The sequence below is a fragment of the Dyella soli genome, from assembly GCF_054482295.1.
On the sequence record NZ_JBTFFU010000001.1, the window covers coordinates 297,291 to 320,313 of the forward strand.

The 23,023-nt window shown below is 66.7% G+C and carries 24 protein-coding genes; 11 read left to right on the forward strand and 13 right to left on the reverse strand.

Annotation, left to right across the window (positions count from 1 at the left end):
- Positions 1-132: 132 nt before the first annotated feature.
- The 5 genes from ACXU4B_RS01380 to ACXU4B_RS01400 form a co-directional block, all read right to left on the reverse strand.
- Positions 133-438: a hypothetical protein gene (locus ACXU4B_RS01380; protein WP_131407042.1), complete on the reverse strand. Its 306-nt coding sequence runs from the start codon at positions 436-438 to the stop codon at positions 133-135.
- A 153-nt stretch (positions 439-591) separates the two neighbouring features.
- Positions 592-1,230 carry an endonuclease III gene (gene nth, locus ACXU4B_RS01385; RefSeq protein WP_131407044.1) on the reverse strand — a complete coding sequence of 213 codons (639 nt, stop codon included), beginning with the start codon at positions 1,228-1,230 and terminating at the stop codon, positions 592-594.
- Positions 1,227-1,808, reverse strand: coding sequence for an RnfABCDGE type electron transport complex subunit B (locus ACXU4B_RS01390; protein ID WP_458910825.1), 582 nt, complete (start codon positions 1,806-1,808; stop codon positions 1,227-1,229). Before ACXU4B_RS01390 ends, nth begins: the two co-directional genes overlap by 4 nt.
- Before the next feature lie 39 nt (positions 1,809-1,847).
- Positions 1,848-3,947, reverse strand: coding sequence for a methionine--tRNA ligase (gene metG / locus ACXU4B_RS01395; protein ID WP_131407048.1), 2,100 nt, complete (start codon positions 3,945-3,947; stop codon positions 1,848-1,850).
- Positions 3,948-4,154: 207 nt separating this feature from the next.
- On the reverse strand, positions 4,155-4,601 hold the full coding sequence (locus tag ACXU4B_RS01400) for a DUF2147 domain-containing protein (RefSeq protein WP_131407050.1): 447 nt from the start codon (positions 4,599-4,601) through the stop codon (positions 4,155-4,157).
- Positions 4,602-4,748: 147 nt separating this feature from the next.
- On the opposite strand from ACXU4B_RS01400, the gene apbC reads away from it, so the two are divergent.
- The 3 genes from apbC (at position 4,749) to ACXU4B_RS01415 (ending at position 7,213) form a co-directional block, all read left to right on the forward strand.
- Positions 4,749-5,837, forward strand: coding sequence for an iron-sulfur cluster carrier protein ApbC (gene apbC / locus ACXU4B_RS01405; RefSeq protein WP_131407052.1), 1,089 nt, complete (start codon positions 4,749-4,751; stop codon positions 5,835-5,837).
- A gap of 202 nt (positions 5,838-6,039) precedes the next feature.
- Positions 6,040-6,606: a dCTP deaminase gene (gene dcd, locus ACXU4B_RS01410; protein WP_131407054.1), complete on the forward strand. Its 567-nt coding sequence runs from the start codon at positions 6,040-6,042 to the stop codon at positions 6,604-6,606.
- A gap of 142 nt (positions 6,607-6,748) precedes the next feature.
- Positions 6,749-7,213 (forward strand): hypothetical protein, encoded by a 465-nt coding sequence (locus ACXU4B_RS01415; RefSeq protein ID WP_131407056.1) that lies wholly within the window; start codon positions 6,749-6,751, stop codon positions 7,211-7,213.
- Between the two features lie 81 nt (positions 7,214-7,294).
- Here ACXU4B_RS01415 and ACXU4B_RS01420 read toward each other — a convergent pair whose 3' ends face one another.
- Positions 7,295-7,720, reverse strand: a complete 426-nt coding sequence (locus ACXU4B_RS01420) for an HIT domain-containing protein (protein ID WP_131407058.1) — start codon at positions 7,718-7,720, stop codon at positions 7,295-7,297.
- Positions 7,717-8,388 (reverse strand): dienelactone hydrolase family protein, encoded by a 672-nt coding sequence (locus ACXU4B_RS01425; protein WP_131407060.1) that lies wholly within the window; start codon positions 8,386-8,388, stop codon positions 7,717-7,719. Before ACXU4B_RS01425 ends, ACXU4B_RS01420 begins: the two co-directional genes overlap by 4 nt.
- 104 nt (positions 8,389-8,492) lie before the next feature.
- On the opposite strand from ACXU4B_RS01425, the gene rimO reads away from it, so the two are divergent.
- From rimO to ACXU4B_RS01445, 4 genes are all read left to right on the forward strand, one after another.
- Positions 8,493-9,812 carry a 30S ribosomal protein S12 methylthiotransferase RimO gene (gene rimO / locus ACXU4B_RS01430; protein WP_131407062.1) on the forward strand — a complete coding sequence of 440 codons (1,320 nt, stop codon included), beginning with the start codon at positions 8,493-8,495 and terminating at the stop codon, positions 9,810-9,812.
- Between the two features lie 22 nt (positions 9,813-9,834).
- The gene (locus ACXU4B_RS01435) at positions 9,835-10,638 is read left to right on the forward strand and encodes a DUF3025 domain-containing protein (RefSeq protein WP_131410240.1); all 804 of its coding nucleotides are present in this window, start codon (positions 9,835-9,837) and stop codon (positions 10,636-10,638) included.
- Positions 10,639-10,775: 137 nt separating this feature from the next.
- Positions 10,776-11,771, forward strand: coding sequence for a phosphate/phosphite/phosphonate ABC transporter substrate-binding protein (phnD, locus tag ACXU4B_RS01440; RefSeq protein ID WP_240733982.1), 996 nt, complete (start codon positions 10,776-10,778; stop codon positions 11,769-11,771).
- Between the two features lie 80 nt (positions 11,772-11,851).
- On the forward strand, positions 11,852-12,346 hold the full coding sequence (locus ACXU4B_RS01445) for a hypothetical protein (RefSeq protein ID WP_131407066.1): 495 nt from the start codon (positions 11,852-11,854) through the stop codon (positions 12,344-12,346).
- A gap of 37 nt (positions 12,347-12,383) precedes the next feature.
- Here ACXU4B_RS01445 and greB read toward each other — a convergent pair whose 3' ends face one another.
- From greB to ACXU4B_RS01465, 4 genes are all read right to left on the reverse strand, one after another.
- Positions 12,384-12,881 carry a transcription elongation factor GreB gene (gene greB, locus ACXU4B_RS01450; protein WP_131407068.1) on the reverse strand — a complete coding sequence of 166 codons (498 nt, stop codon included), beginning with the start codon at positions 12,879-12,881 and terminating at the stop codon, positions 12,384-12,386.
- Positions 12,882-12,989: 108 nt separating this feature from the next.
- The gene (locus tag ACXU4B_RS01455; RefSeq protein WP_131407071.1) at positions 12,990-13,421 is read right to left on the reverse strand and encodes a hypothetical protein; all 432 of its coding nucleotides are present in this window, start codon (positions 13,419-13,421) and stop codon (positions 12,990-12,992) included.
- Between the two features lie 178 nt (positions 13,422-13,599).
- Positions 13,600-14,856, reverse strand: a complete 1,257-nt coding sequence (locus ACXU4B_RS01460) for a hypothetical protein (RefSeq protein WP_131407073.1) — start codon at positions 14,854-14,856, stop codon at positions 13,600-13,602.
- An 18-nt stretch (positions 14,857-14,874) separates the two neighbouring features.
- Entirely contained in the window at positions 14,875-16,377 is a 1,503-nt protein-coding gene (locus tag ACXU4B_RS01465; protein WP_131407075.1) for a helicase HerA-like domain-containing protein, read from the reverse strand.
- Between the two features lie 129 nt (positions 16,378-16,506).
- Here ACXU4B_RS01465 and ACXU4B_RS01470 point away from each other — a divergent pair, with 129 nt between their 5' ends.
- The gene (locus tag ACXU4B_RS01470; RefSeq protein WP_131407077.1) at positions 16,507-18,006 is read left to right on the forward strand and encodes a transglycosylase SLT domain-containing protein; all 1,500 of its coding nucleotides are present in this window, start codon (positions 16,507-16,509) and stop codon (positions 18,004-18,006) included.
- A 75-nt stretch (positions 18,007-18,081) separates the two neighbouring features.
- Here the strand turns inward: ACXU4B_RS01470 and ACXU4B_RS01475 are convergent, their stop codons facing one another.
- A complete protein-coding gene (locus ACXU4B_RS01475; protein ID WP_131407079.1) occupies positions 18,082-18,516 on the reverse strand; it encodes a hypothetical protein in 435 nt (144 codons plus the stop codon).
- Between the two features lie 151 nt (positions 18,517-18,667).
- Positions 18,668-19,513: an archaetidylserine decarboxylase gene (gene asd, locus ACXU4B_RS01480; RefSeq protein WP_131407082.1), complete on the reverse strand. Its 846-nt coding sequence runs from the start codon at positions 19,511-19,513 to the stop codon at positions 18,668-18,670.
- A gap of 880 nt (positions 19,514-20,393) precedes the next feature.
- Between asd and prmB the strand changes: the two genes are divergently transcribed.
- Genes prmB through aroC form a run of 3 tightly spaced genes read left to right on the forward strand, consistent with a single transcriptional unit; the run spans position 20,394 to position 23,019 of the window.
- Positions 20,394-21,320, forward strand: coding sequence for a 50S ribosomal protein L3 N(5)-glutamine methyltransferase (prmB, locus tag ACXU4B_RS01485; RefSeq protein ID WP_131407084.1), 927 nt, complete (start codon positions 20,394-20,396; stop codon positions 21,318-21,320).
- A gap of 8 nt (positions 21,321-21,328) precedes the next feature.
- Positions 21,329-21,895 carry a GNAT family N-acetyltransferase gene (locus ACXU4B_RS01490; protein WP_131407086.1) on the forward strand — a complete coding sequence of 189 codons (567 nt, stop codon included), beginning with the start codon at positions 21,329-21,331 and terminating at the stop codon, positions 21,893-21,895.
- A 35-nt stretch (positions 21,896-21,930) separates the two neighbouring features.
- Positions 21,931-23,019 (forward strand): chorismate synthase, encoded by a 1,089-nt coding sequence (gene aroC / locus ACXU4B_RS01495; protein ID WP_131407089.1) that lies wholly within the window; start codon positions 21,931-21,933, stop codon positions 23,017-23,019.
- Positions 23,020-23,023: the final 4 nt, after the last annotated feature.

A 23,023-nucleotide genomic window follows, 5' to 3' on the forward strand; every position in this document is an offset into this window, starting at 1 on the left:
CGCGAGGTCGGTTGGCGGCTTCGCCACCGGGGCGCACGCAAAAGAAGACGGCGGACTGCTGTCCGCCGTCATTCTCCCTGTATTAGCGCCAATGAGATGGCGCAAGTGAAAGCGCGTTGCCCACGTAGCCGCTCAGGGCACCTTGGCCAGCGCAGCAGCGATGATCGCGGACCTGAGTTCATCGCGGGTCATGGCGGTGTTCTCGGACTGGTTGATGGCGACCGCCTTCATCGACTGCGGTTTGAGCATGAGATGACGCTGGACTTCCCAGCCATTGGCCTGCTGCTGGGCGCGAGCGAAATCTTCCGGGGTGCTGCCGACGAAACCGACAATGGCATAGCCATTGAGGTCGACAGTGTAGGTTTCGACAGCTGCGTTGGCCTGCCCGATGCAGGCAAAGCCAAGCGCAACGACGGCGGGGATGATCAAGCGCTTCATGGTGTGGCCTCCTAACGGGGATGACCTATCCGGGGGAGGTTTGAAGATAGTCCGCCGCGCACTCGCAAGCTTGAGGAAGTCGCACGAAATGCTGATGGATTTATGATGTTTTGCAGTGCGCGGAGCGGCTACCGTGCCACTCGTCATGCATTTTCAGCCCGCCATCGTCTTGTCCTTGTAACGGCACAGGTCGCGGATGACACATTGCGGACAATCGGGCTTGCGTGCCTTGCACACATAGCGGCCATGCAGGATGAGCCAGTGATGCGCGTCCTGCTTGAAGTGGGCCGGTATAACTTTCTCGAGCCTGTCTTCCACCGCGCGCACGTCCTTGCCGGGCGCCAGGCTCGTGCGATTGGCGACACGGAAGATATGCGTGTCCACGGCGATGGTCGGAACGCCAAAGGCCGTGTTCCGCACCACGTTGGCTGTCTTGCGGCCGACGCCCGGCAGCGCTTCCAGGGCGTCGCGCGTGTGCGGCACTTCACCAGCGTGCTGCTCGACCAGGATGCGGCACAGCGCGATCACGTTCTTCGCCTTGCTGTTGAACAGGCCGATCGTGCTGATGAACTGCTTGAGCCGCTCTTCGCCGAGATCGAGGATGGCCTGGGGCGTGTTAGCAACGGGGTAAAGTTTTTTTGTCGCCTTGTTGACGCCGACGTCGGTGGCTTGCGCGGAGAGTACGACCGCCACCAGCAGTTCGAACGGCGTGCTGTAGTTGAGTTCGGTCGTGGGATGGGGATCGAGTTCGCGCAGGCGGGTGAACAGCTCGACGACATCGGCCTTCTTCACGTGGTCTTTCCTTGTTGTTTTGCGCGGGCGCGGGCCAGTGCCTCGAGCACCGGGTTGCCTTGTGCCACGGTGGTGCCCACATCGGCCTTGCGGGCCGCGAGTTCCGCCTCGCGCCGCGCATGCTCGCGCGCGAGCCGCGTCTCGCGTCGCATGAAATGCGCGCGTGCAGCGTCCGCGTGGCCGGCGTCGTTCACCTGCGCCAGCGGCATCAGCTCAAGCGCGATGCAGTCCACCGGGCAGGCCGGCACGCACAGTTCGCAGCCGGTGCAGTCATCCGTGATCACCGTGTGCATCAGTTTGGCCGCACCGACGATGGCGTCGACCGGGCAGGCCTGGATGCATTTGGTGCAACCGATGCAATCGGCCTCCACGATGCGCGCCAGCGTGCGCGGTTTCTCGACGCCATGCGCGGGGTCGAGCGGGAGCGCGGGCACGTCCAGCAGCGCGGCGAGACGGGCAATGCCGGCGGCGCCGCCCGGAGGGCACTGGTTGATGTTCGCCTCGCCGCGGGCAATCGCCTCCGCATAGGGGCGGCAGCCGTGGTAACCGCATTGCTCGCATTGCGTCTGCGGCAGCATTGCGTCGATGCGGTCAGCCAGCGACATCGGCGTGTGGCGTCAGCGGACGGTGGCGCCCGGCGTCGCACCCTGGTCCGCATCGAGCAGGAACAGGTCGCTGCCGCCGTTGCCGGCCGACAGGATCATGCCCTCGGACAGGCCGAAGCGCATCTTGCGGGGGGCGAGGTTGGCGATGAACACCACGTTGCGGCCCACCAGCTTCTCCGGCTCGCCATAGGCGGCGCGGATGCCGGAGAAGATCTGGCGCGTGCCGAGCGGGCCGGCATCCAGTTCGAAACGCAGCAGCTTGTCCGAGCCGTCCACGAATTCGCAGGCGGTGACCTTGCCGATGCGCAGGTCGAGCCTGGCAAAATCGTCGATGCTGATGATCGCGGCGCCGTCGATGGCGGCGGCGGGTGCGGTGCTGGCTTCGCTCATGGTCTTGCTGGGTTCCCTGGATTTCTTGGGGGCAGGCTTGGCGTCGACGGGCGCGAGGGAATCCCTTGACGCGTCCACCATGGCCTCGACATGCTTCGGGTCGATGCGCCCGAGCAGTGGCTCGAACACGTTGACGGTATGGTTGTGCAGCTCGGCGCAGGCGTCCTCGAAGCCGGTGATCGGCGCGGACAGGAAGCGCTCCGCCGCTTCGACCGTGGCCGGCAGGATCGGCTTGAGCAGGCCGGCCAGCAGGCGGAACGCGGCGAGCGCGAACGAGCACACCTGGTGCAGTTCCTCGCGCCGCGACTCATCCTTGGCCATCGCCCACGGCGCCTTCGCCGCGATGTAGCCGTTCACCAGGTCGGCCATGGCCACGAAGCGGCGCGCGACTTCGGCGAACTCGCCGTCACCGTACAGCGCGGGGACATCGCCGTACTGCGACAGCAGCTGCCGCCACAGGTCCTGTTCCTCGTGGCTGAAGCCCGGCGCCAGGCGGCCGTCGAAATACTTGTGCACGAAGCCGGCGGTGCGGCTGGCGATGTTCACCCACTTGCCGACCAGGTGCGAGTTCACGCGCTCCTCGAAGGTCTTCAGGTCGAGGTCGACATCCACCGGGGTGTCGCTGAGCATGCTGGCGAAGTAGTAGCGCAGGAATTCCGGATGCAGCCCGGCGTCGAGGTAAGTGCGCGCCTTGATGAAGGTGCCGCGCGACTTGGACATCTTGGCCCCGTTGACGGTGAGGTAGCCGTTCACGTGCAGCGCGGTGGGCGTGCGGAAGTTCGCGCCATGCAGCATGGCCGGCCAGAACAGGCCGTGGAAATTGATGATGTCCTTGCCGATGAAATGGTGCAGTTCGGCATGGCTGTCGGCCGCCAGGAAATCTTCGAACTTCAGGTTCGTGCGATCGCACAGGGCCTTGAAGCTGGCCAGGTAGCCGACCGGCGCGTCCAGCCACACATAGAAATACTTGCCCGGCGCGTCGGGGATGGCAAAGCCGAAGTAGGGCGCATCGCGCGAAATGTCCCAGTCCTTCAGGCCGCCGTCGAGCCACTCGCGCAGTTTCGCCACCACGCCGCTGTTGGCCACCGGCTGGCCATCGGAGAGCTTGCCGGCGAACCAGTCCCGCAGCAGCGGCTCGAACTTGCCCAGTTCGAAGAAGTAGTGCTCCGAATCGCGCAACACCGGGGTTGCGCCCGACATCACCGAGTACGGATTGACCAGATCGGTCGGCGCGTAGGTGGCGCCGCAGTTCTCGCAGTTGTCGCCGTACTGGTCGGCCGTGCCGCAATTCGGGCAGGTGCCCTTGATGTAGCGATCCGGCAGGAACATTTCCTTTTCCGGGTCGAACAGCTGCTGGATGTCGCGCCGGGCGATGAAGCCGCCGTCGCGCAGCCGCGTGTAGATCAGCGAGGCGAGTTCGCGATTCTCGTCGGAGTGGGTCGAGTGATAGTGGTCGAACGCCACGCCGAAGGCGGCGAAGTCCGCCTCATGGCCGATGCGGATGCCCTCGATATAGGTCTCCGGCGACAGGCCGGCCTTTTCGGCCGCCAGCATGATCGGCGTGCCGTGCGCGTCGTCCGCGCAGACGTACACCGCCTCGTTGCCCTGCATTCGCTGCGCCCGCACCCAGATATCGGCCTGGATATAACCCAGCAGATGACCCAGGTGGAGCGGGCCATTGGCATAGGGCAGTGCGTTGGTGACGAGAAGGCGTCGGCTCATGGGCGGCAACAACTGAAGGGGCCGTCCATTATGGCACGCGTGCCACCGCTGCCTCAGCTTGCCGACGTCTGGACGGCCATCACCGAGCCCACCATCGTGCCGCGGTGGCCCCGGCCGTGGCGGGATCCGCGCATGCAGCGCGGGTGCAGGAAGCGGGCAGCGCCCGGAAGGACTCCCCCTCCCGCGGGGAGAGGGAGTCGCGCCGCCTTACGGCTGGCGTTGCCACTCCTGGCTGCGACCGAGCAGGGAGAAGCCGATATAGCCGCGCACGGTGAGCTTGCTGCCGTCTGCGCTAGGCTGCAGCTTCACCTTGTAGACCTTGCCGGTCTTGGGGTCGAGGATCTTGCCGCCGTCCCACACGTCGCCGTCCTTGTGCACGCCCCACATGATGTTCATGCCTTCGACGGGCTGGTTCTTGCGCTCGCCGTCGCAGTTCTTGCACAACGGATGCGGGCCGTCGTCCGACTGCAGCACCTGCAGCACGGTCGCCTTCAGCTCGCCGCCGTTGTCGGTGATCTGCACGATGGATTTGGGCTTGCCGGTTTCATCATCGATGGTCTTCCAGGTGCCCACCGGGGTGTTTTCGGCGGCGAACAGGGCGCCGGTACCCAGCAACAGGCACGCAGCTACCGCAAGGCGAAGCAGTGACTTCATGAGTGATCCCTCCCGTACGAAACAGTATGGATGCAGCCTGACCGACGCCGCGCAAGGCCGTCAAGTTGCAATGCGCAAGCCTGCGGCCCCGGTTTGGCGGCCGGGGCTGGCATAATGGCGGACCCCCATGACAGCCCACCATCCGATATGACGCAGGCGAGCGAAGCCCTGGTCCGCCGCATTCTCGGCGAGCTGGAAGACCCCCATACCGGCGCCCCGCTGGCCGATGCCGTGCGCGCCGTGGGCGTGGATGGCGACCGTGTCTCGGTCGATATCCTGCTGGGTTATCCGGCTGCCAGTGCGGTCGAGGCCCTGACCCTCAGCGCGAAACAGGCGCTGGAGGCCGATGCGGCCATCGCGGTGGCCACGGTGTCGGTCGGCACGCGCATCTACTCGCACAAGGTGCAAGGCGCGCTGGCGCCGCTGCCGGGCGTGAAGAACATCATCGTGGTGGCTTCGGGCAAGGGTGGCGTGGGCAAGTCGACGGTGTCGGCCAATCTGGCGCTCGCGCTGGTGGCGGAAGGCGCCAGGGTCGGCGTGCTGGATGCAGACATCTACGGCCCCAGCCAGCCACGCATGCTCGGCATCAGCGGCAAGCCGCAGTCGCCGGATGGCAAGACCATCATCCCGATGGAGGCGCACGGCCTGCAGGCCATGTCGATCGGTTTCCTGGTCGACGAAGAGACGCCGATGATCTGGCGCGGCCCGATGGTGACCCAGGCCATGATGCAATTGCTCAACGACAGCCGCTGGGAACAGCTCGATTACCTGATCGTCGACCTGCCTCCGGGCACCGGCGACATCCAGCTGACGCTTTCGCAGAAGGTGCCGGTGGCTGGCGCGGTCATCGTCACCACGCCGCAGGACATCGCACTGCTGGACGCCCGCAAGGCGCTGAAGATGTTCGAGAAGGTCGAGGTGCCGGTGCTGGGCGTGGTGGAGAACATGGCCACCCACGTGTGCTCGAGCTGCGGCCATGAGGAACACATCTTCGGCGAAGGTGGCGGCGCGCGCATGGCGGCGCAGTACGGCGTGGCCTACCTGGGCTCGCTGCCGTTGGACATCCGCATCCGCGAACAGGCTGACGGCGGCACGCCGACCGTGGCGGCGATCCCCGAGTCCGACCTGGCCGCGCGTTACCGGCAAATCGCGCGCCATACCGCCGGCCGGCTTTCGCGCCAGCCGCGCAACAAGTCGCTGGGGCTGGGCAAGATCATGGTGCAGGGGGCGCCGTAAGGCGTCGCACGCCAGCCCTGCGGCTCCCGGCTACCGCAGGGATGGCCCGGCCTGCGACGGGATGACCGGCGGGGAAGCCTCACGCCGCAGCAGGGGAAGTGCCCCATCGCGCGCCGGGCGACTGGCGGTGCGACAGCCATTTCCGCTATTTTGCCGGTCTTTACGCCATCCGGCGCGACAGACAGCCCCCGCGGGAGTTCGAGTGAGCATCAAATCCGACAAGTGGATCCGCCGCATGGCCGGGCAGCACGGCATGATCGAGCCGTTCGAGCCGGGCCAGGTCAAGGTGCGCGACGGCAACAAGCTCGTTTCGTACGGCACCTCGAGCTACGGCTACGACGTGCGCTGCGCCCGCGAATTCAAGATCTTCACCAACATCAACTCGACCATCGTGGACCCGAAGGCGTTCGACCCGACCAGCTTCGTCGATGTCGAGGCGGACGTGTGCATCATTCCGCCCAATTCGTTCGCGCTCGCGCGCACGGTCGAGTACTTCCGGATTCCGCGCAAGGTGCTCACCATCTGCCTGGGCAAGAGCACCTATGCCCGCTGCGGCATCATCGTCAACGTGACGCCGCTGGAGCCGGAGTGGGAGGGCCATGTGACGCTGGAGTTCTCCAACACCACGCCGCTGCCCGCAAAGATTTACGCCAACGAAGGCGTCGCGCAGATGCTGTTCCTCGAATCCGACGAGGAATGCGAGACCAGCTACAAGGATCGCGGCGGCAAGTACCAGGGCCAGCAGGGCGTGACCTTGCCGCGCACCTGAGCGCGTGGACCGCGTGCGTCCCACGCGCATCTGCGACCGGGGTCACGCGACAGCTGAATGAATGCCGTCCGGGTCCGGTGCGTTGGTCCGGGGCGGCGCTACACTCCCTTTTGTTTAACCGATGCATTGCAGGAGATCCCGCATGACCCGTTTTCCCACGCTGTTGAGCCGTGCGGCCGCAGCCATCCTGCTGGGCAGCATGCTGGTGCTGGCCGGTTGCCATCGCGGCGGCACCAAGGACGAAGTGCGCACCGCTGACATGAAGAGCCAGTTCGATGCGGTGATCCAGGCCTACAAGAGCGGCCAGTTCGTCGTCGATGGTGCGGTGCTCTCGGCGCTCGATACCGGCAGCCACTTCGCCTATCTGAAGGATCAGGGCAAGCTGCCCAAGACCGTGCTGCTCGAGCCCAGCGACGAATCCAAGATCCGCAAGCAGCACCTGCAGTACATGGCGCGCCTGCAGATCGACTACGGTTTCACCGTGTACTACGACGACGGCGGCACGCTGAAGAAGATCAGCGTCGTCGATACCAAGGCGCGTGAGCTGGAAGACTACAAGGCACCGCCGAAGGCTGGCGACGCAGCGCCGCCGCAGCAGCATTACTGATCGCTGTCGGTGATGCAAAAAGCCCGCGGAGCGATCCGCGGGCTTTTTTGCCTGTGCAGTCTGCAGGGAGGTCGGCCGCGCTCAGCGCGGCACGCGGGCCAGTTCGTCGCGCAGTCGGGCAAGCAGGGGCTCCAGCGCATCTTCCCCGTAAGGCCGGGCAGGACCGCTGCCCCATACCGGACCCGGCCATGCGTCATCGCCTTCGCGACGCCCGACGACATGTACATGCAGCTGTCGCACGATATTGCCCAGGGCGCCCAGGTTGAGCTTGTCGAAGGGCGCGACGGCGCGCAGCGCGCGCGAGGCCTGGCTGGCTTCGTCCCAGAGCAGCGCCTGCCCGCTGGCCGGCAGGTCGCAGATCTCGACCGCGCCTTGCCGCCTTGGCACCAGCACCAGCCATGGGAAGCGCGTGTCGTTCATCAGCAGCACCTCGCACAGCGCGAGCGATGCAACGGGACGCGTATCGGCCTGCAGTCGCGGGTCGAGCACGAAGCCGGTCTCGCTCATGCGCGATGCGCCAGGTGCCGGTCGAAGAATGCCAGCGTGCGCGCATAGGCGAGCTTCGCGCTGCCTTCGTCGTACTGGTCGCCCACGTCGCGATTGAACGCGTGGTCGGCGGGGTAGGTGAACAGCTCCATCTGCGGCAGCATCTGGCGGTGCTTCTGCACCATGTCCGGTGAAATGCTGCGGTCGCGCTCGCCGAAGTGGAACATCACCGGGGCCTTGGGCTGTTCGCCGAGGAAGGGCAGGTTGCGCGCCCCGTAGTAGCTCACCGATGGCAGCCCCAGGCGCAGCGCCGAGAGCAGGGCGACCGTGCCGCCCCAGCAGTAACCCACGGTGCCGATGCGCCCCGCGGAAGCAATCGCCTCCGCCGCGCTGGCCACGTCTTCCACCGCGCGCTCCAGGCCCAGTTCGGTGACCAGCGCCTTGCCGCGCGCATAACCGGCCTCGTCGTAACCGAGCGCCACGCCGGTCTCGAGGTGATCGAAGAAGCACGGTGCGATTGCCGTGTAGCCCGCTTCGGCAAAGCGGTCGGCGACGCTGCGCATGTGCGCGTTGACGCCGAAGATCTCCTGGATCACCACGATGCCGCCCTTGGGCTTGCCGGCGGGCTCGGCCAGGTAGGCGCCGATGCACTGGATGCGCGTGGTGTTGAGATGGATGGTCTGGCCCATGGCTGCGATTCCGTTGGCGGCAAAGGCGAATTCTAGCCATTCAGGGAAAGGGGTGGTCGTAACGTATAATGGTCCGTTTTCCGCATAGTTACGGTTGCCCACCCATGTCGCAGGCCTCACCCAAAGTCGGTTTCGTCAGTCTTGGCTGCCCCAAGGCGCTGGTCGATTCCGAGCGCATCCTCACCCAGCTGAAGGTCGAGGGTTACGAGATCGTGCCCAGCTACGGCGCGGCCGATGCGGTGGTGGTCAACACCTGCGGCTTCATCGATGCGGCCGTGCAGGAGTCGCTGGACGCCATCGGCGAGGCGCTGCACGAGAACGGCAAGGTGATCGTCACCGGTTGCCTGGGCAAGCGCTCGGAGCTGATCCGCGAGGCCTATCCGGATGTGCTGGCCATCACCGGCCCGCAGGACTACGCCAGCGTGATGAGTGCCGTGCACAGCGCCTTGCCGCCCAGGCGCAATCCGCTGCTCGACATCATTCCGGATACCGGCGTGAAGCTCACGCCCAAGCACTATGCGTACCTGAAGATTTCCGAAGGCTGCAATCACCGCTGCAGCTTCTGCATCATCCCGTCGATGCGTGGCGACCTGGTCTCGCGCCCGGTCGATGAAGTACTGCTCGAGGCCGAGCGACTGGTCAAGGGCGGTGTCAAGGAGCTGCTGGTGATCTCGCAGGACACCAGCGCCTACGGCGTGGACGTGAAGTACGCCGAGCGCCAGTGGCGCGACAAGAGCTACCGCACGCGCATGACCGAGCTGTGCGAGGGCCTGTCCGAGCTCGGCGTGTGGACGCGCCTGCACTACGTCTATCCATATCCGCACGTGGACGAGGTGATGCCGTTGATGGCGGAGGGCAAGATCCTCCCGTACCTGGACATCCCGTTCCAGCACGCCAGTCCGCGCATCCTCAAGCTGATGAAGCGCCCGGGCAACATCGACAAGACGCTGGAGCGCATCCGCAACTGGCGCCAGGCGGTGCCGGACATCACCCTGCGCAGTACCTTCATCGTCGGCTTCCCGGGCGAGACCGATGCCGAGTTCGAGGAGTTGCTGGACTTCCTGCGCGAGGCCGAGCTCGATCGCGTCGGCGCGTTCGCCTATTCGCCGGTGGATGGCGCCAAGGCCAACGAGTTGCCGGGCGCAGTGTCCGAGGAGCTGAAGGAAGATCGCCTGGAGCAGTTCATGGCGGTGCAGGCGGAGATTTCCGCCGCCAAGCTGGAGCGCAAGATCGGCCGCACCATCAAGGTGCTGGTGGACGAGGCCGGCGCTGACGGCGCCGTCGCGCGTTCGGCGGCCGATGCACCGGAAATCGATGGCGTGGTGCACATCGCCAACGGTCAGTCGCTGAAGCCGGGCCAGTTCGTCGACGTGGTGGTGGAAGAAGCCGACGAGCACGACCTGCACGCGCGCCTGGCAGGCTGAGCCTCGGCGGGGCGATGGCGTGATGCGTTATGTCGCGCCAGCACGCAGCGCCGTCGAGCCCGCCGTCTTTTCGCGCCTGCCGCTGGCTGCCTGGCAAGCCCATGCCGGGTGGCTGCAGGGCGCCGACTGGCCCTCCATCGACGCACTCAATGCAGCCAGGCCGGCCGCCATGGCCGAGCGCTTCGTGGCGCAGACGCCGGCCTTGCTCGACGACGGCCTGCACTACGAGCAACGCATTGCCGCGCGTGGCGAGATCGCCACACGCGCAGCGAACTGGCATGACCTGTTCAATGCGCTGGTGTGGCTGCGCCATCCGGCCATCAAGCGTGCGCTCAACGCACGGCAGGTTGCCGAAATCGCCCACATGGGGATCAAGCAGCGCTCGCGTGCGCAGTACGCCATGACGCACTTCGACGAAGCGGGTGTGATCGTGACGCTGCGCGATGCGGGGCTGCTGGCGCTATGGGATGCGCATGACTGGCTTGGCCTGTTCTGGCACGAACGTGCCGCCTGGCAGGACGGTCGCGCCTCGGTCGAGATGTTCGGCCATGCGCTGCTGGAGCATGCGCTGGCGCCGGGCAAACTGCTGGTGGGCAAGGCGCTGGTGTTCCTGGCCGACGCAAACCATGGCGAGTCGGCCATGGCCTGCGCTGCGGCGATTGCCAACGGGAGCCTGCTGCACGACCCGCTGGACCTGCGGCCGCTGCCATTGTCCGGCCTCCCGGGGTGGCATCCGGGCAGTGCCGAGGAGGCTTTCCATCGCCAGACTCCCTGCTACCAGCCCCTCCGCCAAGGGCGTGCCTACCCGCCTCCCGCGCGCCTCTGAGCCGCCGTGCACGGCCTTTACCACCGGTAAAATTGCGGCGGCACGGGAATCGCGCTACAACGCCGGTGCAGCGGAGCGCTGGGAGCGGGCGGATGGATACGGCTTGTCGGGTGCGCTTGGGTCGATCTCGGAGACGGTTGCACTGGGCGAGCCTGCTGGTTTGCCTGCTGGGGCTGTGCCCGATGCTGCACGCCGAAGAGGCCGGGCCGAACGACTCCACCCCCATCCATTTCGGCATCCTGCCGATTGGCAGCGCGGCCGAATCGCGCGAGCAGTGGCGGCCGCTGCTGGAGGACCTGACCCGGAAGCTCGGGCATCCGGTGACGGCCGTGTCGGTCAGCAGCTATGCCGGTTTGTCCGGCGCGATCGGCGACCAGCGCGTGGATATCGCCTTCCTGTCCGGGCGCCTTGCCATCGAGGCCGTGCAGCACCAGCGCATGAGTGTGGTCGCGCAATTCGTGCGCAGCGACGGCGCGAAAGGCAATGTCGCCATGCTGATCGTGCGCGCGGATGGCCCGATCCAGAGCCTGAAAGGCCTGCTCGCCAGCCCTGGCCGATGGCGTTATGCGCGCGGCGAGCCGCTCTCCGTCACCGGTTACGTGGCACCCGAGGCCCAGGTGTTTGCACCGCTCGGGCTCAATTCCGACACCTTCTTTGCCAGCGTGCGGGTCGGCAATCACCAGAACAATGCGCTCGCCGTGGCCAACGGCGAGGTGGACGTGGCAAGCAGCAACAACCCGGACCTGGAACTGTTCCGGCGGAATTTCCCCAGCGAGGCCGCGCAGATCCGGGTGATCTGGCGCTCGACGCTGATTCCCTCCGGCGTCCTGGTGGTGCGCGATGCCATGCCCGAGCCGCTGCGCACCCAGCTCATCGCCTTCATGCGCGGCTATGGGCACTCGCCCGGTGCCGCCGGTGAACGCGAGCGTGCGAACCTGGCGCGCATCCCGGACCTCGCGGGTTTTGCCGTGGCGGACAATCGCGTGCTGCAGCCGTTCGTCGACCTGGAATTCCGGCTGGTGCGCGAGCAGGCCGAACACGGGCGCTGGATCAACGGCCAGGCCCGGGATGCGCGGCTGAAGCAGATCGACAGCGATTACCGCAAGGCGATGGCCCAGCTGTTGCGGCGCTGAGCGGGCATTCAAGCGGCGGGTGCTAGGGTGTGGCGGCCAGTCGACCCGGTCGGTCGTCGTCACCCCATGATGGAGTCCCCATGCCAGCGTTTGGACCTGCGATTCGCGCCTGCTGCCTTGCCTTGTTCACGCTTGCCCTGGGCGCCGCGCCGCTCGCCCATGCCCAGCTCGGGCCGTCGAGCCTGCCGGATGCGGACAAGCAGCAGATCAAGAACTACACCCTCAACGAAGACGTGTTCAATCGCCTGATGGCAGCGACCCAGGAAGCCCGCGCGGCGGGCATACCGCCCCAGGCGGCGCCGGATCCGGCCAAGGTGCACAACCTGGACGACCTGACCAGGCAGGCCATGGCGGGCGATCCGCGCATTCCGGCGCTGGTGAAGAAACATGGCTTCACGCCGCGCGAATTCATGCTGGCCAACATTGCACTGATGAATGCGGCTCTCGCCGCGCAGGCGCGCAAGGATCCCTCGCTGGCCGGCAACCTCAATCAGGTATGGGTCAATCCGGACAACATCCGCTTCTACGAGGCGCACCAGGCGCAGATCGCCGCGCAGATGCAGGCGGGCCACTGACCGGGCGGGGCGGGTCGAGCCGTGGCTTCGCCCCGGCTCAGTAGCTCACGGCGACGATGGCGAAGCGCGTGGGGCCGCCCGGCAGTTCCGCTTCGAACTCGTCGTCGAGCCGTTTCTTCAGTGCGGCGCGGGCCAGCGGCGAGTCGATGCTGATCCATCCCAGCTTGGCATCGGTCTCGTCCGGACCCACGATCCGATAGCGCAGGCTCTCGCCGGTAGCGACGTTTTCCAGTTCGATGCTCGCGCCGAAGAACACCACCTCGCGATCGGCCGGCGCGCCTTCGGCCACCTTGAGCGACGGAATGCGCTTGCTCAGGTAGCGAACGCGACGGTCGATCTCGCCGAGCTGCTTCTTGCGATAGGTGTACTCCGCATTTTCGGAGCGATCGCCTTCGGCCGCGGCGGCGGCCAGCGCCTTGACCACTTCAGGGCGCAGCGTGAGCCACAGGTGGTCCAGTTCGGCCTTGAGTTTTTCGAAGCCTTCGCGGGTGATGATGGCCGTGGAATGCGGGGCGGGCGGTCGCCAGCGGGTCATGCGTGGAAAATCCGTGCTCTGCGTGTCATGGGTGGATAGTAACCGGCGCAGGCCTGGCGGACGCACCGGCCCGGCGCGGCACGTGGCCGCCCCGGGCCTGCGTGCGTGCTACGGGTTGTTGATGGCGGTGGCCATCTCGCTTACCGTCATCGGCCCGAAGGTCAAGGTGTCGGTGTGCGAGGCGATGAACTCGCGGAACTCGATCGAAGACTTCGGCCCCGTGGTCAATCCCTTCGCCTTGGCGGCATCGTCTTCCTTCTTCTGTTGCGCATCGGTGAGCACGGGCGCGACGGCCACGTAGTCCCACGAATCGCCCTGGAAGTGCGCGTACCACTGCGCGCGCGGCAGGCCGAGCTGCTTGTCGATGGCATCGCGATCGGCCATCCATTTGAGGAACGCCACGTGCTTGCCCGGCGCGACGCGATAGAGCGAAACGATCGCGCGGCTGGGTTCCTTCGCGGCTGCGGCGCTTTGCGCGAAGACCGCCGGGGTCGCCAGTGCGAGGCCCAGCCAGAGACACTTGCCCATTAGATGACGCATGGAATCCTCCTCGTGCATTTGGGTGCCAGTGAGCCGGTCCGAACACAACCAGGGAGCGCCGGTATCGCTCTCGAGCGGGGCGGTGCACACCAATCAACAGGGGGATTGCCAGAGCAAGCTACACCCGCGGTTGCGAGCCTCGCAACCGGGCAGTCGCGCGCCGGCCTGCCGCAAGTGTTCAGGCGGGGCGGCTTTGCCCGAGCTGCCCGGCCAGGGCGTCGATTTCCCCGCGCAACGGGTGTTCCGGCCACGCAGCGGCCAGCCGGCCGAGCAGCACGATGGCTTCCGTCGGCTGCGCCAGTGGGTCGGCCAGCAGGCGCGCGGCCAGCAGGCCCAGGCGCGGTGCCTCGGGCGAGCGAGGCCACGCCGCCAGGAACCCCCGGCAAAGCTTCAGCGCCAGGCGGGCCATGCCCGAGCGCGCGGCGAATTCGGCCAGTGCCCCCGCGTTGCCCGGATCGTCGGGCACGAAGGCGGTGTCGATCTCCATGCACTCCTGCACCAGCCCCAGCGCGCGACGGGGTTCGCCAGCCGCCATCAACGCGGCAATCCATATCTGGCCGTGCACGAGCAGTGCATCGTGCAGTCCTTCGTCGCGCAAGAGCTGCCGGTAGGCCAGGTGCAGCGGCGTGGGAGCGCTGCGGCTCTGCATGCGTGCGACCAGCATGGCGATGGCGGCACGCCGGTCGGTCGCCGCCACGGCCTGCACGTCATGCAGCAGCCGGTCATCATCGTCCTGGCCGTTTTCGCGCACCAGGGCTTCGGCCTCCGGCTCGATGCCGAAACGCTCATGGCGCTGGTGGATCATCGCGCCCATCAAGTGCAGGTTGAGGATGATCAGGTAGGTATAGGCAAACGCGAACAGCGGCAGCGACACCAGCCGGGGCAGGTGGCCGGTGGCGATGGACGCCGCCAGGATCAGCCCGCCGGTCGCGAGATTGAGCGCCACGGGTATCAGGTAGGCCGCGCCGAACCGGCTGATCACGTCGCGCCAGGTGAGCGGGCTCAGTGCCAGTTCGATATCGCCGTCAAAGGCCATCGACATGTCGATGGCGGGCAACACCAGCGCGAACAGGACGATCAGCGGCCACACCAGGGGCGGGTAGAACAGGGCGCTGAGCACGCACAACGAGACGGCGAACAGGTGCGCCACGGTAAGGCCGCGCCCGGCGCCCGGGTTTTCCTCCACGCCGAGATCGGGCGGGTCGGCGTAACCGTTGGCCGTGTGCATCATGCAGGTGGCGGCATACCGCCAGGTCGCCGTCCACAGCGCAAAACTCGCGAACAGGCCCAGGAAGCTCGGCAGGATCGCCAGGTACTGCGCCACGGCCAGTGCGATGCACGTGGTCAGCCCGGCCCCGCGCAACGGATAGCCGAAACCGGCCACGAAGCGGTCGCGAAAGGGCGTGTCCGGTGAAACGGTGGCGATGCGGGTCATGGCGTGGTGGCCATCGTGTCAGCGCTTGCCGCCAAAAATGCCGCCCAGCACGCCGCGTACGATCTGCTGGCCCAGTCGTGAACCGACTGCGCGGCTGGCGGATTTGGCCATGGCCTCGATCATGCCCTGGCGACGGCTGGTTCCCAGCAATGCGTCACGCACGGCGTCGCTCCAGCCCGGACCCTCGGGTGCAGCGCCGGCCGGTGCATTCTTCGCGGCGCCTGCCACGTCAGTGGCCTTCTCGCCGGCGCGCTTGGCCAGCATTTCAGCGGCCGATTCGCGATTGACGGCGCCGTCGTATTTGCCGCCGACCGGCGAACGCTGGCGTACCGTGGCGCGCTCGGCCTCGGTGATGGCGCCGATGCGCGCGGTCGGCGTGGTCACCATCACGCGCTCCACCGGCGAAGGCACGCCGCCGTCGCGCAGCGTGGAAGCCAGCGCCTCGCCCACCGCAAGCTGGGTGATGGCTTCGGCCACGTTGAGCCTCGGGTTCGCGACGAAGGTCTCGGCCGCGGCCTTCACCGCCTTCTGGTCGCGCGGGGTGAAAGCGCGCAGCGCGTGCTGGATCCGGTTGCCGAGCTGCCCGAGGATGTTGCCCGGCACGTCATCCGGATTCTGCGAACAGAAATACACGCCGACGCCCTTGGAACGGATCAGGCGCACCACCTGTTCCACGCGCTGCAGCAGTGCTGGCGGCGCGTCGTCGAACAGCAGGTGCGCTTCGTCGAAGAAGAACACCAGCTTCGGTTGCTCGAGGTCGCCGACTTCCGGCAACTGTTCGAACAGCTCCGACAGCAGCCACAGCAGGAAGGTGGAATACAGGCGCGGCTTGAGGATCAACTGGTCCGCCGCGAGCACGTTGATGACGCCGCGTCCGCTCATGTCCTGCCGCATCAGGTCGGCCAGCTCCAGCGCCGGCTCGCCGAAGAAGCGGTCGGCGCCATCCTGTTCGAGCTTGAGCACGGCGCGCTGGATCGCAGCGATGCTTTGCGTGCTGATGAGGCCGTAATGGGTGGAAATGTCCCTGGCGTTTTCGGCCGCAAAACCGAGCAAGGCGCGCAGGTCGGCCAGATCGAGCAGCAGCCAGCCCTGGTCGTCGGCCACCTTGAAGATCACTTCGAGCACGCCTTCCTGCGTGTCGTTGAGCTCGAGGACGCGGCCGAGCAAGGTCGGCCCCATCTCGCTGATGGTCGCGCGCACCGGGTGACCGAGCTTGCCGTAGATGTCCCAGAAGATCACCGGGTTGGCCTGCGGCTTCCAGTCGGTGATGTCCAGCCTGGCCAGGCGCGCCTTGAGCTTGTCGCCCGCTTCGGCCGCCGGCATCGCCAGGCCGGCAAGGTCGCCCTTGGCGTCGGCGAGAAAACAGGGCACGCCCAGCTTCGAGAAGCCTTCGGCGAGCACCATCAGCGACACGGATTTGCCGGTCCCTGTGGCGCCGGCGATCATGCCGTGACGATTGCCGTAGTGCGGGTCGAGGCCGACGCTGGCGCTGTCGTTGCGGCCGATGAATATCTCAGTCATGGCATTCCGTCCGTTGGTTGCCTGGCGATTGTAGCCAACCGCGATGATGGCCCAGACGATTTTTATGTGTTGAGTCTCGCGCCCGGTGCGCAGTAATGTCGGCCCTTCGATCTGACAGTGAAGTCGTCCATGTTTTTCCGTGCCTTCCCCCGTTCCCTGCGCATGGCCCCCCTGGCCGGCGCCATCGTGCTGCTCGGCGCCTGCGCCACCACGGGCAAGGGCCCCACGCCCCAGGCCAACCAGCTGTATGCGCAACTCGACCAGGCCAGCAAGGGCTACGAGACCGCGCTGGCGCAGGCGCGCGCGGGCAATGCGCAGGCCTCGCAGAAGACGCTGGATGCGTCGCTTGACCAGCTGAAGAATGCCTCGGCGCAATGCGGCAATACGCCGGGCTGCGATCCCCAGCGCTTCTTCTCCGCCTTCGACCGCCTGTTGCGGCTGAAGGACGGCAACTTCTCCCTGGGCGACGATATCGACGGCGCGGGCGATGAAGCGCCCGAGGGCAGTGCCAGCGGCAAGACCGGTGCGGCCAGCCTGCCCGAGGCGCAGCGCAGCGTGACCCTGCTGCGTGGCCAGCAGCTTTCGCAGCTGATCGCGATGAACGGTCCGGTCAAGGCCGCGCTGGAGATGTGGCTGACCCAATGGCGTCCGAACCTGATGGACGCCTACGTCAACTACGAATTCCTGCGCTACCAGATGTGGCCCGAATACCAGAAGCAGGATCTGCCTGAAGCGCTGTTGTTCGGCATCCTCGCCAAGGAGTCCGGCGGCAAGGTACATGCGATCTCGCGCTCCGGCGCGGCCGGGCCGCTGCAGTTCATGTATGCCACGGGCCTGCGCTTCGGCCTGAACACCGAGGATGGCTTCGACTCACGCTTCGATCCGTCCGCCGCGGCGCGTGCCAACGGCGAGTACATGGACGAGCAGCTCAAGGCCTTCAACAACAACCTCGAGCTGACCCTGGCCGCGTACAACGGCGGCGAGGGGCGCATGCGACGGCTGGTGGGCGACGATACCGCCGTCAGCTTCTACGACCCGCGCATCTACAACCAGTTGTCGCAGGAAACCCGTGATTACGTGCCGGCCGTGCTAGCCGCCGCCTGGTTGTTCCTGCATCCGGAGAGCTACAACCTGCGCTTCCCGCGCATGGACGGTGCGCCGGGTAGCATCGTGCTCAAGCGGCCTGCGTCGCTTACCGAGCTGACCGTCTGTCTCGGTTCGGCCGGTGGCATGAGCGATGGCTGGTTCCGCACCTTGCGCAACCTCAATCCGCGCCTTGACCCGCAGCTGGCCCAGCCGACCGGCGTGCGCATCATGGTGCCCAAGTCGCTGGAGAAGCCTTACGAAGCGCGCTGTGCCGATGGTCCCTGGCCGATTCTCGCCAATGACCTGCATACGGCCGTGTTGCCGGTGGTGCCGTCGACACCGGTGTCCACGCCGGCGCCGCCCGCCACGCGCACGGCCAATACGACCAAGACGCGAAGCTACGTGGTCAAGCGTGGCGACACGCTGGTGGGCATCGTCGGCAAACTGGGCTGTTCCTCGGTGCAGGAGGTGGCGCAGATGAACGACATCAAGCACCAGCACCTCAAGCCAGGGCAGGCGCTCAAGCTGCCGAGCTGCCGCTGAGGCGGGCTGCCTTGCCGTCGCCGGAATGAAAAACGCCGCCCCTGGGGCGGCGTTGTTCCTTCACGACCCCGGCCTTCAGGCGGCGGCCGGCGCCTGCATCCAGGGCTGCGTAGGGTCGGCGCGGTGTTCCACCTTCAGTTCGCGCAGGATACGCACGAGCTGGCGGTGGTGGGGTTCAAGATTGGCGAAGGGCGTGTTCTTGGTCTCGTGGAAAGCCGCGGCCAGCCAGAGCGCGATGCCGCGCATGGCGACCTCGGCGTTGTCCGAACGGGCGCGCGCGAAACCGATGTCGGTGCCTTGCCCCCACGGCAGGTAACGTTCTTCCGGCGGCGTGCCGTACAGGTGCGGGAAGTCGCTGCGCGAGGCCTGGCCGATTTCCCGCAAGGCCATCGTGCCCAGCCGGGCGCGGCTGCGCCTGGGCATGGCCTGGATGGCTTGCTCGATCTCGCGGAACTGCCGGTTGAGCTGTCGTCCGCGATTCATGGCGATGAGCCGGGTCACGATGCGCATGAGGTGTCCTCGATCTGGCCTGGGAAGGACGCCCAGCAGCGGCGTCACTGTGCCAGCAGCATAGCCACGCCCGACGCCTCGATGCGCCAAAAACGTCACAAAACGACCGGATGCGTCACCGGGTGCGCCAATAATTTGACGCGCCGGCGGGTCAGGACCGGGGCAGCAGGCCCAGTCGCTCGCCCACGCGCACCGACTGCTGGGAGGGCAGGGCATCGAGCTCGGCCGTGCCGTCGGGGAACAGCAGGATCACCGTGGAGCCCATGTTGAAGCGCGCCATTTCGGCGAAGCGCTCCAGCGTAATGTTCTGGCCGGTGAAGGACTTGCGACCGATCGAGGACGCATAGGGCGGAATCACCAGGCCGTCCCACACGGTGGCCACGCTCGACACCAGCACCGCGCCCACCATCACCACCACGAACGGACCGTGCTCGCCGTCGAAATGGCAGACCAGGCGTTCGTTGCGCGCGAACACGCGTGGAATCGCCTCCACCGCGAACGGCGCCACGCTGAAGATGCGTCCCGGCACGTGCACGGTTTCCCTCAGCGTGCCGCTCAACGGCATGTGCACGCGGTGGTAGTCGCGCGGCGAGAGGTAGATCGTGGCGAAGCGGCCGTTGCGGTAGGGCGCCGCGCTGGCTTCATCGCCCAGCAGTTCGGCCGCCGTGTAGTCCTGGCCCTTGGCCTGGAAGATGCGGCCATCGACGATCTTGCCCATCTGGCTGATCTTGCCGTCGGCGGGCGACAACAGGATGCCCGGGTCGGCATCGGCGCGCCGCGCATCGGCCCGCAGCTTGCGGGTGAAGAAGGCATTGAAGTGCTGATAGGCCAGCGGGTCAGGCTGCGCCGCCTCGGCCATGTTGACCTGGTAGTTGCGCACGACCGTGCCGATCAGGAAATCCTTCCACGGCTTGAAGGTCCAGCGCGTGGCCCAGTAGACCACTCGCGACAGGGCGCGGTGGGGCAGCATGTATTGGAGGAGTACGTTGAAAGTCATCCGCCAAGTATGAACGAAGCGGGGGCGATTACGCATGGGGGCGTTTGTGGGGGGGGCTTTTGTTCCTACTCTCTTAAATAGGGCGACAGCCGGGTGCTATCGCCAGGGTGCCGCTTACGCAGCGGGCGTTTCGATCGCCTGCCGGCGACGCGAAGCTAGTCCCCGTGGGACGCTCGAGTCACTTTTCTTTTGCTGGCCCACGCACGCGCAGGACCGCGTGCGAACGGCAAAGCCGGCCCGAAGGGCGGAGGGCAGGATGCCCGGAGTCAAAGAAAAGTAGCCCAAAGAAAATAGCCTGCAGAGCTGGCAGCGGTACGTTGGCTACAAGCATTGGGGGCAGGGGCAAGCCACTTGGCGTTTGGTGTCACCTCAGGGACTGCGGCTACTCCGCGACGCGGCGATGTACTGAGGGCTTAAGGCAATGCGTGGCGCCGCCGCACTTAGCCCCTCTCCCCTCGGGAGAGGGGTTGGGGTGAGGGTGCGGGGCTTGCTCGGCCTTTCTGTCTTGCGCTTCGCCCGAACCCTCATCCGCCTGCCGGCACCTTCTCCCGAAGGGAGAAGGGTTACTTCCGTGGAGCGTGCCTTAAGTCCTCTCTGCCGCGACGCCCCTCGGTGTAGCCGCTGTGCGTGAAGTAGCACGTAACGCCCACGTGGCTTGCCCATGACCCCAAAGGTTGTAGCCAACGTACCGCTGCCAGCCTTTCAGGCCATTTTCTTTGGGTTGCTTTTCTTTGACTACGGGCATCAGCGCGATCGCGAGCCCGCACCCTCTCTCCGCGGCGGGGAGCGGGAGGGGCAAAGAGTCCACCAGGGACGCCTCAGACGGCCCCCGCCCCCACACCGGCTATACTTTGCGACCCCTCGACGCCAGTAAACCGCCGTGACCCACGAACTCGCCTCCATCATCGACTTCATCCGTTACGGCGCCAGCCGCTTCTCGGCGGCCGGACTCACCTTCGGGCACAGCCATGACAACCCGATCGACGAGGCGACCCACCTCGTGCTGGCCAGCCTGCACCTGCCGCCGGACATTCCGCCGGCCTATGGCGCGGGCCGGCTGACCACCGAAGAGCGCGAGCGCGTGCTGGCCCTGATCGAGCGTCGCGTCACCGAGCGCCTGCCGGTGGCCTACCTGGTCGGCGAAACCTGGTTCGCGGGGCTGAAGTTCAAGAGTGACCGCCGCGCGCTGGTGCCGCGTTCGCCGATCGCCGAGTTGATCGAAGCGGGCTTTACGCCGTGGCTGGACCATCGCCAAGTCGAGCGTGCGCTGGACCTTTGCACCGGTTCGGGCTGCATCGGCATTGCCATGGCCGAGTACAACCCCGACTGGCAGGTGGACATCGTCGACATCAGCGATGACGCGCTGTCGCTGGCGCGCGAGAACATCGCCTTCCAGCACGTGGAAGGTCGCGTGGAAGCGATCAAGTCCGACCTGTTCAGCGGCCTGAAGGGTCGTCGCTACGACCTCATCGTTTCCAACCCGCCCTACGTCACCGAGGACGAGTACGCCGCGCTGCCGGGCGAGTACAGCCACGAGCCCAAGCTGGGCCTGACCTCGGGCGAGGATGGCCTGGACATCTGCGTGCGCATGCTCGACGAGGCGACCGAGTACCTCACCGAGGACGGCCTGCTGATCGTCGAAGTGGGCGAAAGCGAGCATGCCCTGGCCGCGCTGCTGCCGGAAGTGCCGTTCGTGTGGATCGAGTTCAAGGTGGGTGCGATGGGCGTGTTTGCGCTGGAGCGCCGCGACCTCATCGAGCATGCCGACGCGATCCGCGCCGCTGCCGCGGCGCGCCGGGGCCGCTGATCCGCCCGGTGGAGCTGCAGACGCCCCGGCTACGGCTCGACGCCTTGCACGAGCAGGACGCCGGAGCGCTGCTGGGCTATCGCGGCGACCCCGAGGTCGCGCGCTACCAGGGCTGGCAGCCCCAGTGCGTGGCGCACGTGCAGCGCTTCATCCACGACCAGGTGGGCATGGCCTCACCCGTGGCGGGGAGCTGGTTCCAGCGGGCGATCCGTTTGCGCGAGGACGACCGGCTGATCGGCGACCTGGGGCTCTGCCTGTCCGCGGACCATCAGGCCGAGGTCGGCATCACGCTGGCGCCGGCGCATCAGGGCAGGGGCTATGCCCGCGAGGCTTTGGCTGCCGTGCTGGAGGCCTTGTTCCGCACCATGGGCGTCCATCGCGTGCATGCCTCGGTCGACCCGCGCAACCTGCCCAGCGTGAACCTGATGCGGGCGCTGGGCCTGCGCCAGGAGGCCCACTTCCGCCAGAGCCTGATGCTCCGGGGCGAGTGGGTCGATGACCTGGTGTTCGCCCTGTTGGCGCATGAATGGTCCGCGCCCCCGGCGGAAAACGCAGGCGAGGCCGCATCGCGCTAAGCTGTGAGAGTTTCCTTGCAGACGACCCGAGCCTCGTGTCCAGCAACTCCTTCGGCAAACTCTTCACCGTCACCACCTTTGGCGAAAGCCATGGTCCCGCCATTGGTTGCGTGATCGACGGCTGCCCACCGGGGCTGCCGCTCGCGGCGGAAGAGTTCCGTGCCGACCTCGATCGCCGTGCAACCGGCAGGAGCCGGCATACCTCGCAGCGCCGCGAGGCGGACGAGCTGGAGATCCTTTCCGGCGTGTACGAGGGCCGCACCACCGGCACGCCGATCGCGCTGCTGATCCGCAATACGGACCAGCGCAGCAAGGATTACGGCAACATCGAGCAGACCTTTCGTCCCGGCCACGCCGACTACACTTACTGGCAGAAATACGGCATCCGCGATCCACGCGGCGGCGGCCGTTCGTCGGCGCGCGAGACCACCATGCGCGTGGCGGCGGGCGTGATCGCCAAGAAGTGGCTGTCCGAGCGCCATGGCGTGCGCGTGCGCGGCTACCTGGCGCAGGTCGGCGAGATCACGCCCGGCAGCTTCGACTGGGGCGTGGTCGAGCAGAACCCGTTCTTCTGGCCCGACGCGCATGAAATCCCGGTGCTGGAGTCGTACATGGATGCCCTGCGCAAATCCGGGGACTCGGTGGGTGCGCGCGTGAACGTGGTCGCCGAAGGCGTGCCGCCGGGCTGGGGCGAGCCGATCTACGGCAAGCTGGACGGTGACCTGGCCGCGGCGCTGATGTCGATCAATGCCGTGAAGGGCGTGGAGGTCGGCGACGGTTTCGGCGTGGTCGCGCAGCATGGCAGCCAGCACCGCGATGAAATGACGATGGACGGCTTTACGTCCAATCATGCCGGCGGCATCCTTGGCGGCATCAGCACGGGCCAGGCCGTGGTGGCGTCCATGGCGTTCAAGCCCACCTCGAGCATCCTCATCCCGGGACGCAGCGTGAACCTCGCCGGCGAGCCGGTCGAGGTGGTGACCAAGGGGCGCCACGACCCCTGCGTGGGCATCCGTGCCACGCCCATCGCCGAGGCGATGGTGGCGCTGGTGCTGATGGACCACGCGTTGCGCCACCGCGCCCAGTGCGGCGACGTGGGCGACGTGAGTCCACGCATTCCCTAGTATC

What these genes read in the sequence shown, in the direction of transcription:
- asd (WP_131407082.1), bottom strand. Translation starts at nt 19,513, where the DNA reads ATGACTTTCAACGTACTCCTCCAATACATGCTGCCCCACCGCGCCCTG.
- ACXU4B_RS01415 (WP_131407056.1), top strand. Translation starts at nt 6,749, where the DNA reads ATGACCCGTTTTCCCACGCTGTTGAGCCGTGCGGCCGCAGCCATCCTG.
- greB (WP_131407068.1), bottom strand. Translation starts at nt 12,881, where the DNA reads ATGACCCGCTGGCGACCGCCCGCCCCGCATTCCACGGCCATCATCACC.
- ACXU4B_RS01420 (WP_131407058.1), bottom strand. Translation starts at nt 7,720, where the DNA reads ATGAGCGAGACCGGCTTCGTGCTCGACCCGCGACTGCAGGCCGATACG.
- ACXU4B_RS01390 (WP_458910825.1), bottom strand. Translation starts at nt 1,808, where the DNA reads ATGCTGCCGCAGACGCAATGCGAGCAATGCGGTTACCACGGCTGCCGC.
- ACXU4B_RS01475 (WP_131407079.1), bottom strand. Translation starts at nt 18,516, where the DNA reads ATGCGCATCGTGACCCGGCTCATCGCCATGAATCGCGGACGACAGCTC.
- ACXU4B_RS01470 (WP_131407077.1), top strand. Translation starts at nt 16,507, where the DNA reads ATGTTTTTCCGTGCCTTCCCCCGTTCCCTGCGCATGGCCCCCCTGGCC.
- ACXU4B_RS01460 (WP_131407073.1), bottom strand. Translation starts at nt 14,856, where the DNA reads ATGACCCGCATCGCCACCGTTTCACCGGACACGCCCTTTCGCGACCGC.
- ACXU4B_RS01435 (WP_131410240.1), top strand. Translation starts at nt 9,835, where the DNA reads ATGCGTTATGTCGCGCCAGCACGCAGCGCCGTCGAGCCCGCCGTCTTT.
- rimO (WP_131407062.1), top strand. Translation starts at nt 8,493, where the DNA reads ATGTCGCAGGCCTCACCCAAAGTCGGTTTCGTCAGTCTTGGCTGCCCC.
- ACXU4B_RS01445 (WP_131407066.1), top strand. Translation starts at nt 11,852, where the DNA reads ATGCCAGCGTTTGGACCTGCGATTCGCGCCTGCTGCCTTGCCTTGTTC.
- ACXU4B_RS01455 (WP_131407071.1), bottom strand. Translation starts at nt 13,421, where the DNA reads ATGCGTCATCTAATGGGCAAGTGTCTCTGGCTGGGCCTCGCACTGGCG.
- ACXU4B_RS01465 (WP_131407075.1), bottom strand. Translation starts at nt 16,377, where the DNA reads ATGACTGAGATATTCATCGGCCGCAACGACAGCGCCAGCGTCGGCCTC.
- ACXU4B_RS01400 (WP_131407050.1), bottom strand. Translation starts at nt 4,601, where the DNA reads ATGAAGTCACTGCTTCGCCTTGCGGTAGCTGCGTGCCTGTTGCTGGGT.
- ACXU4B_RS01380 (WP_131407042.1), bottom strand. Translation starts at nt 438, where the DNA reads ATGAAGCGCTTGATCATCCCCGCCGTCGTTGCGCTTGGCTTTGCCTGC.
- apbC (WP_131407052.1), top strand. Translation starts at nt 4,749, where the DNA reads ATGACGCAGGCGAGCGAAGCCCTGGTCCGCCGCATTCTCGGCGAGCTG.
- metG (WP_131407048.1), bottom strand. Translation starts at nt 3,947, where the DNA reads ATGAGCCGACGCCTTCTCGTCACCAACGCACTGCCCTATGCCAATGGC.
- ACXU4B_RS01425 (WP_131407060.1), bottom strand. Translation starts at nt 8,388, where the DNA reads ATGGGCCAGACCATCCATCTCAACACCACGCGCATCCAGTGCATCGGC.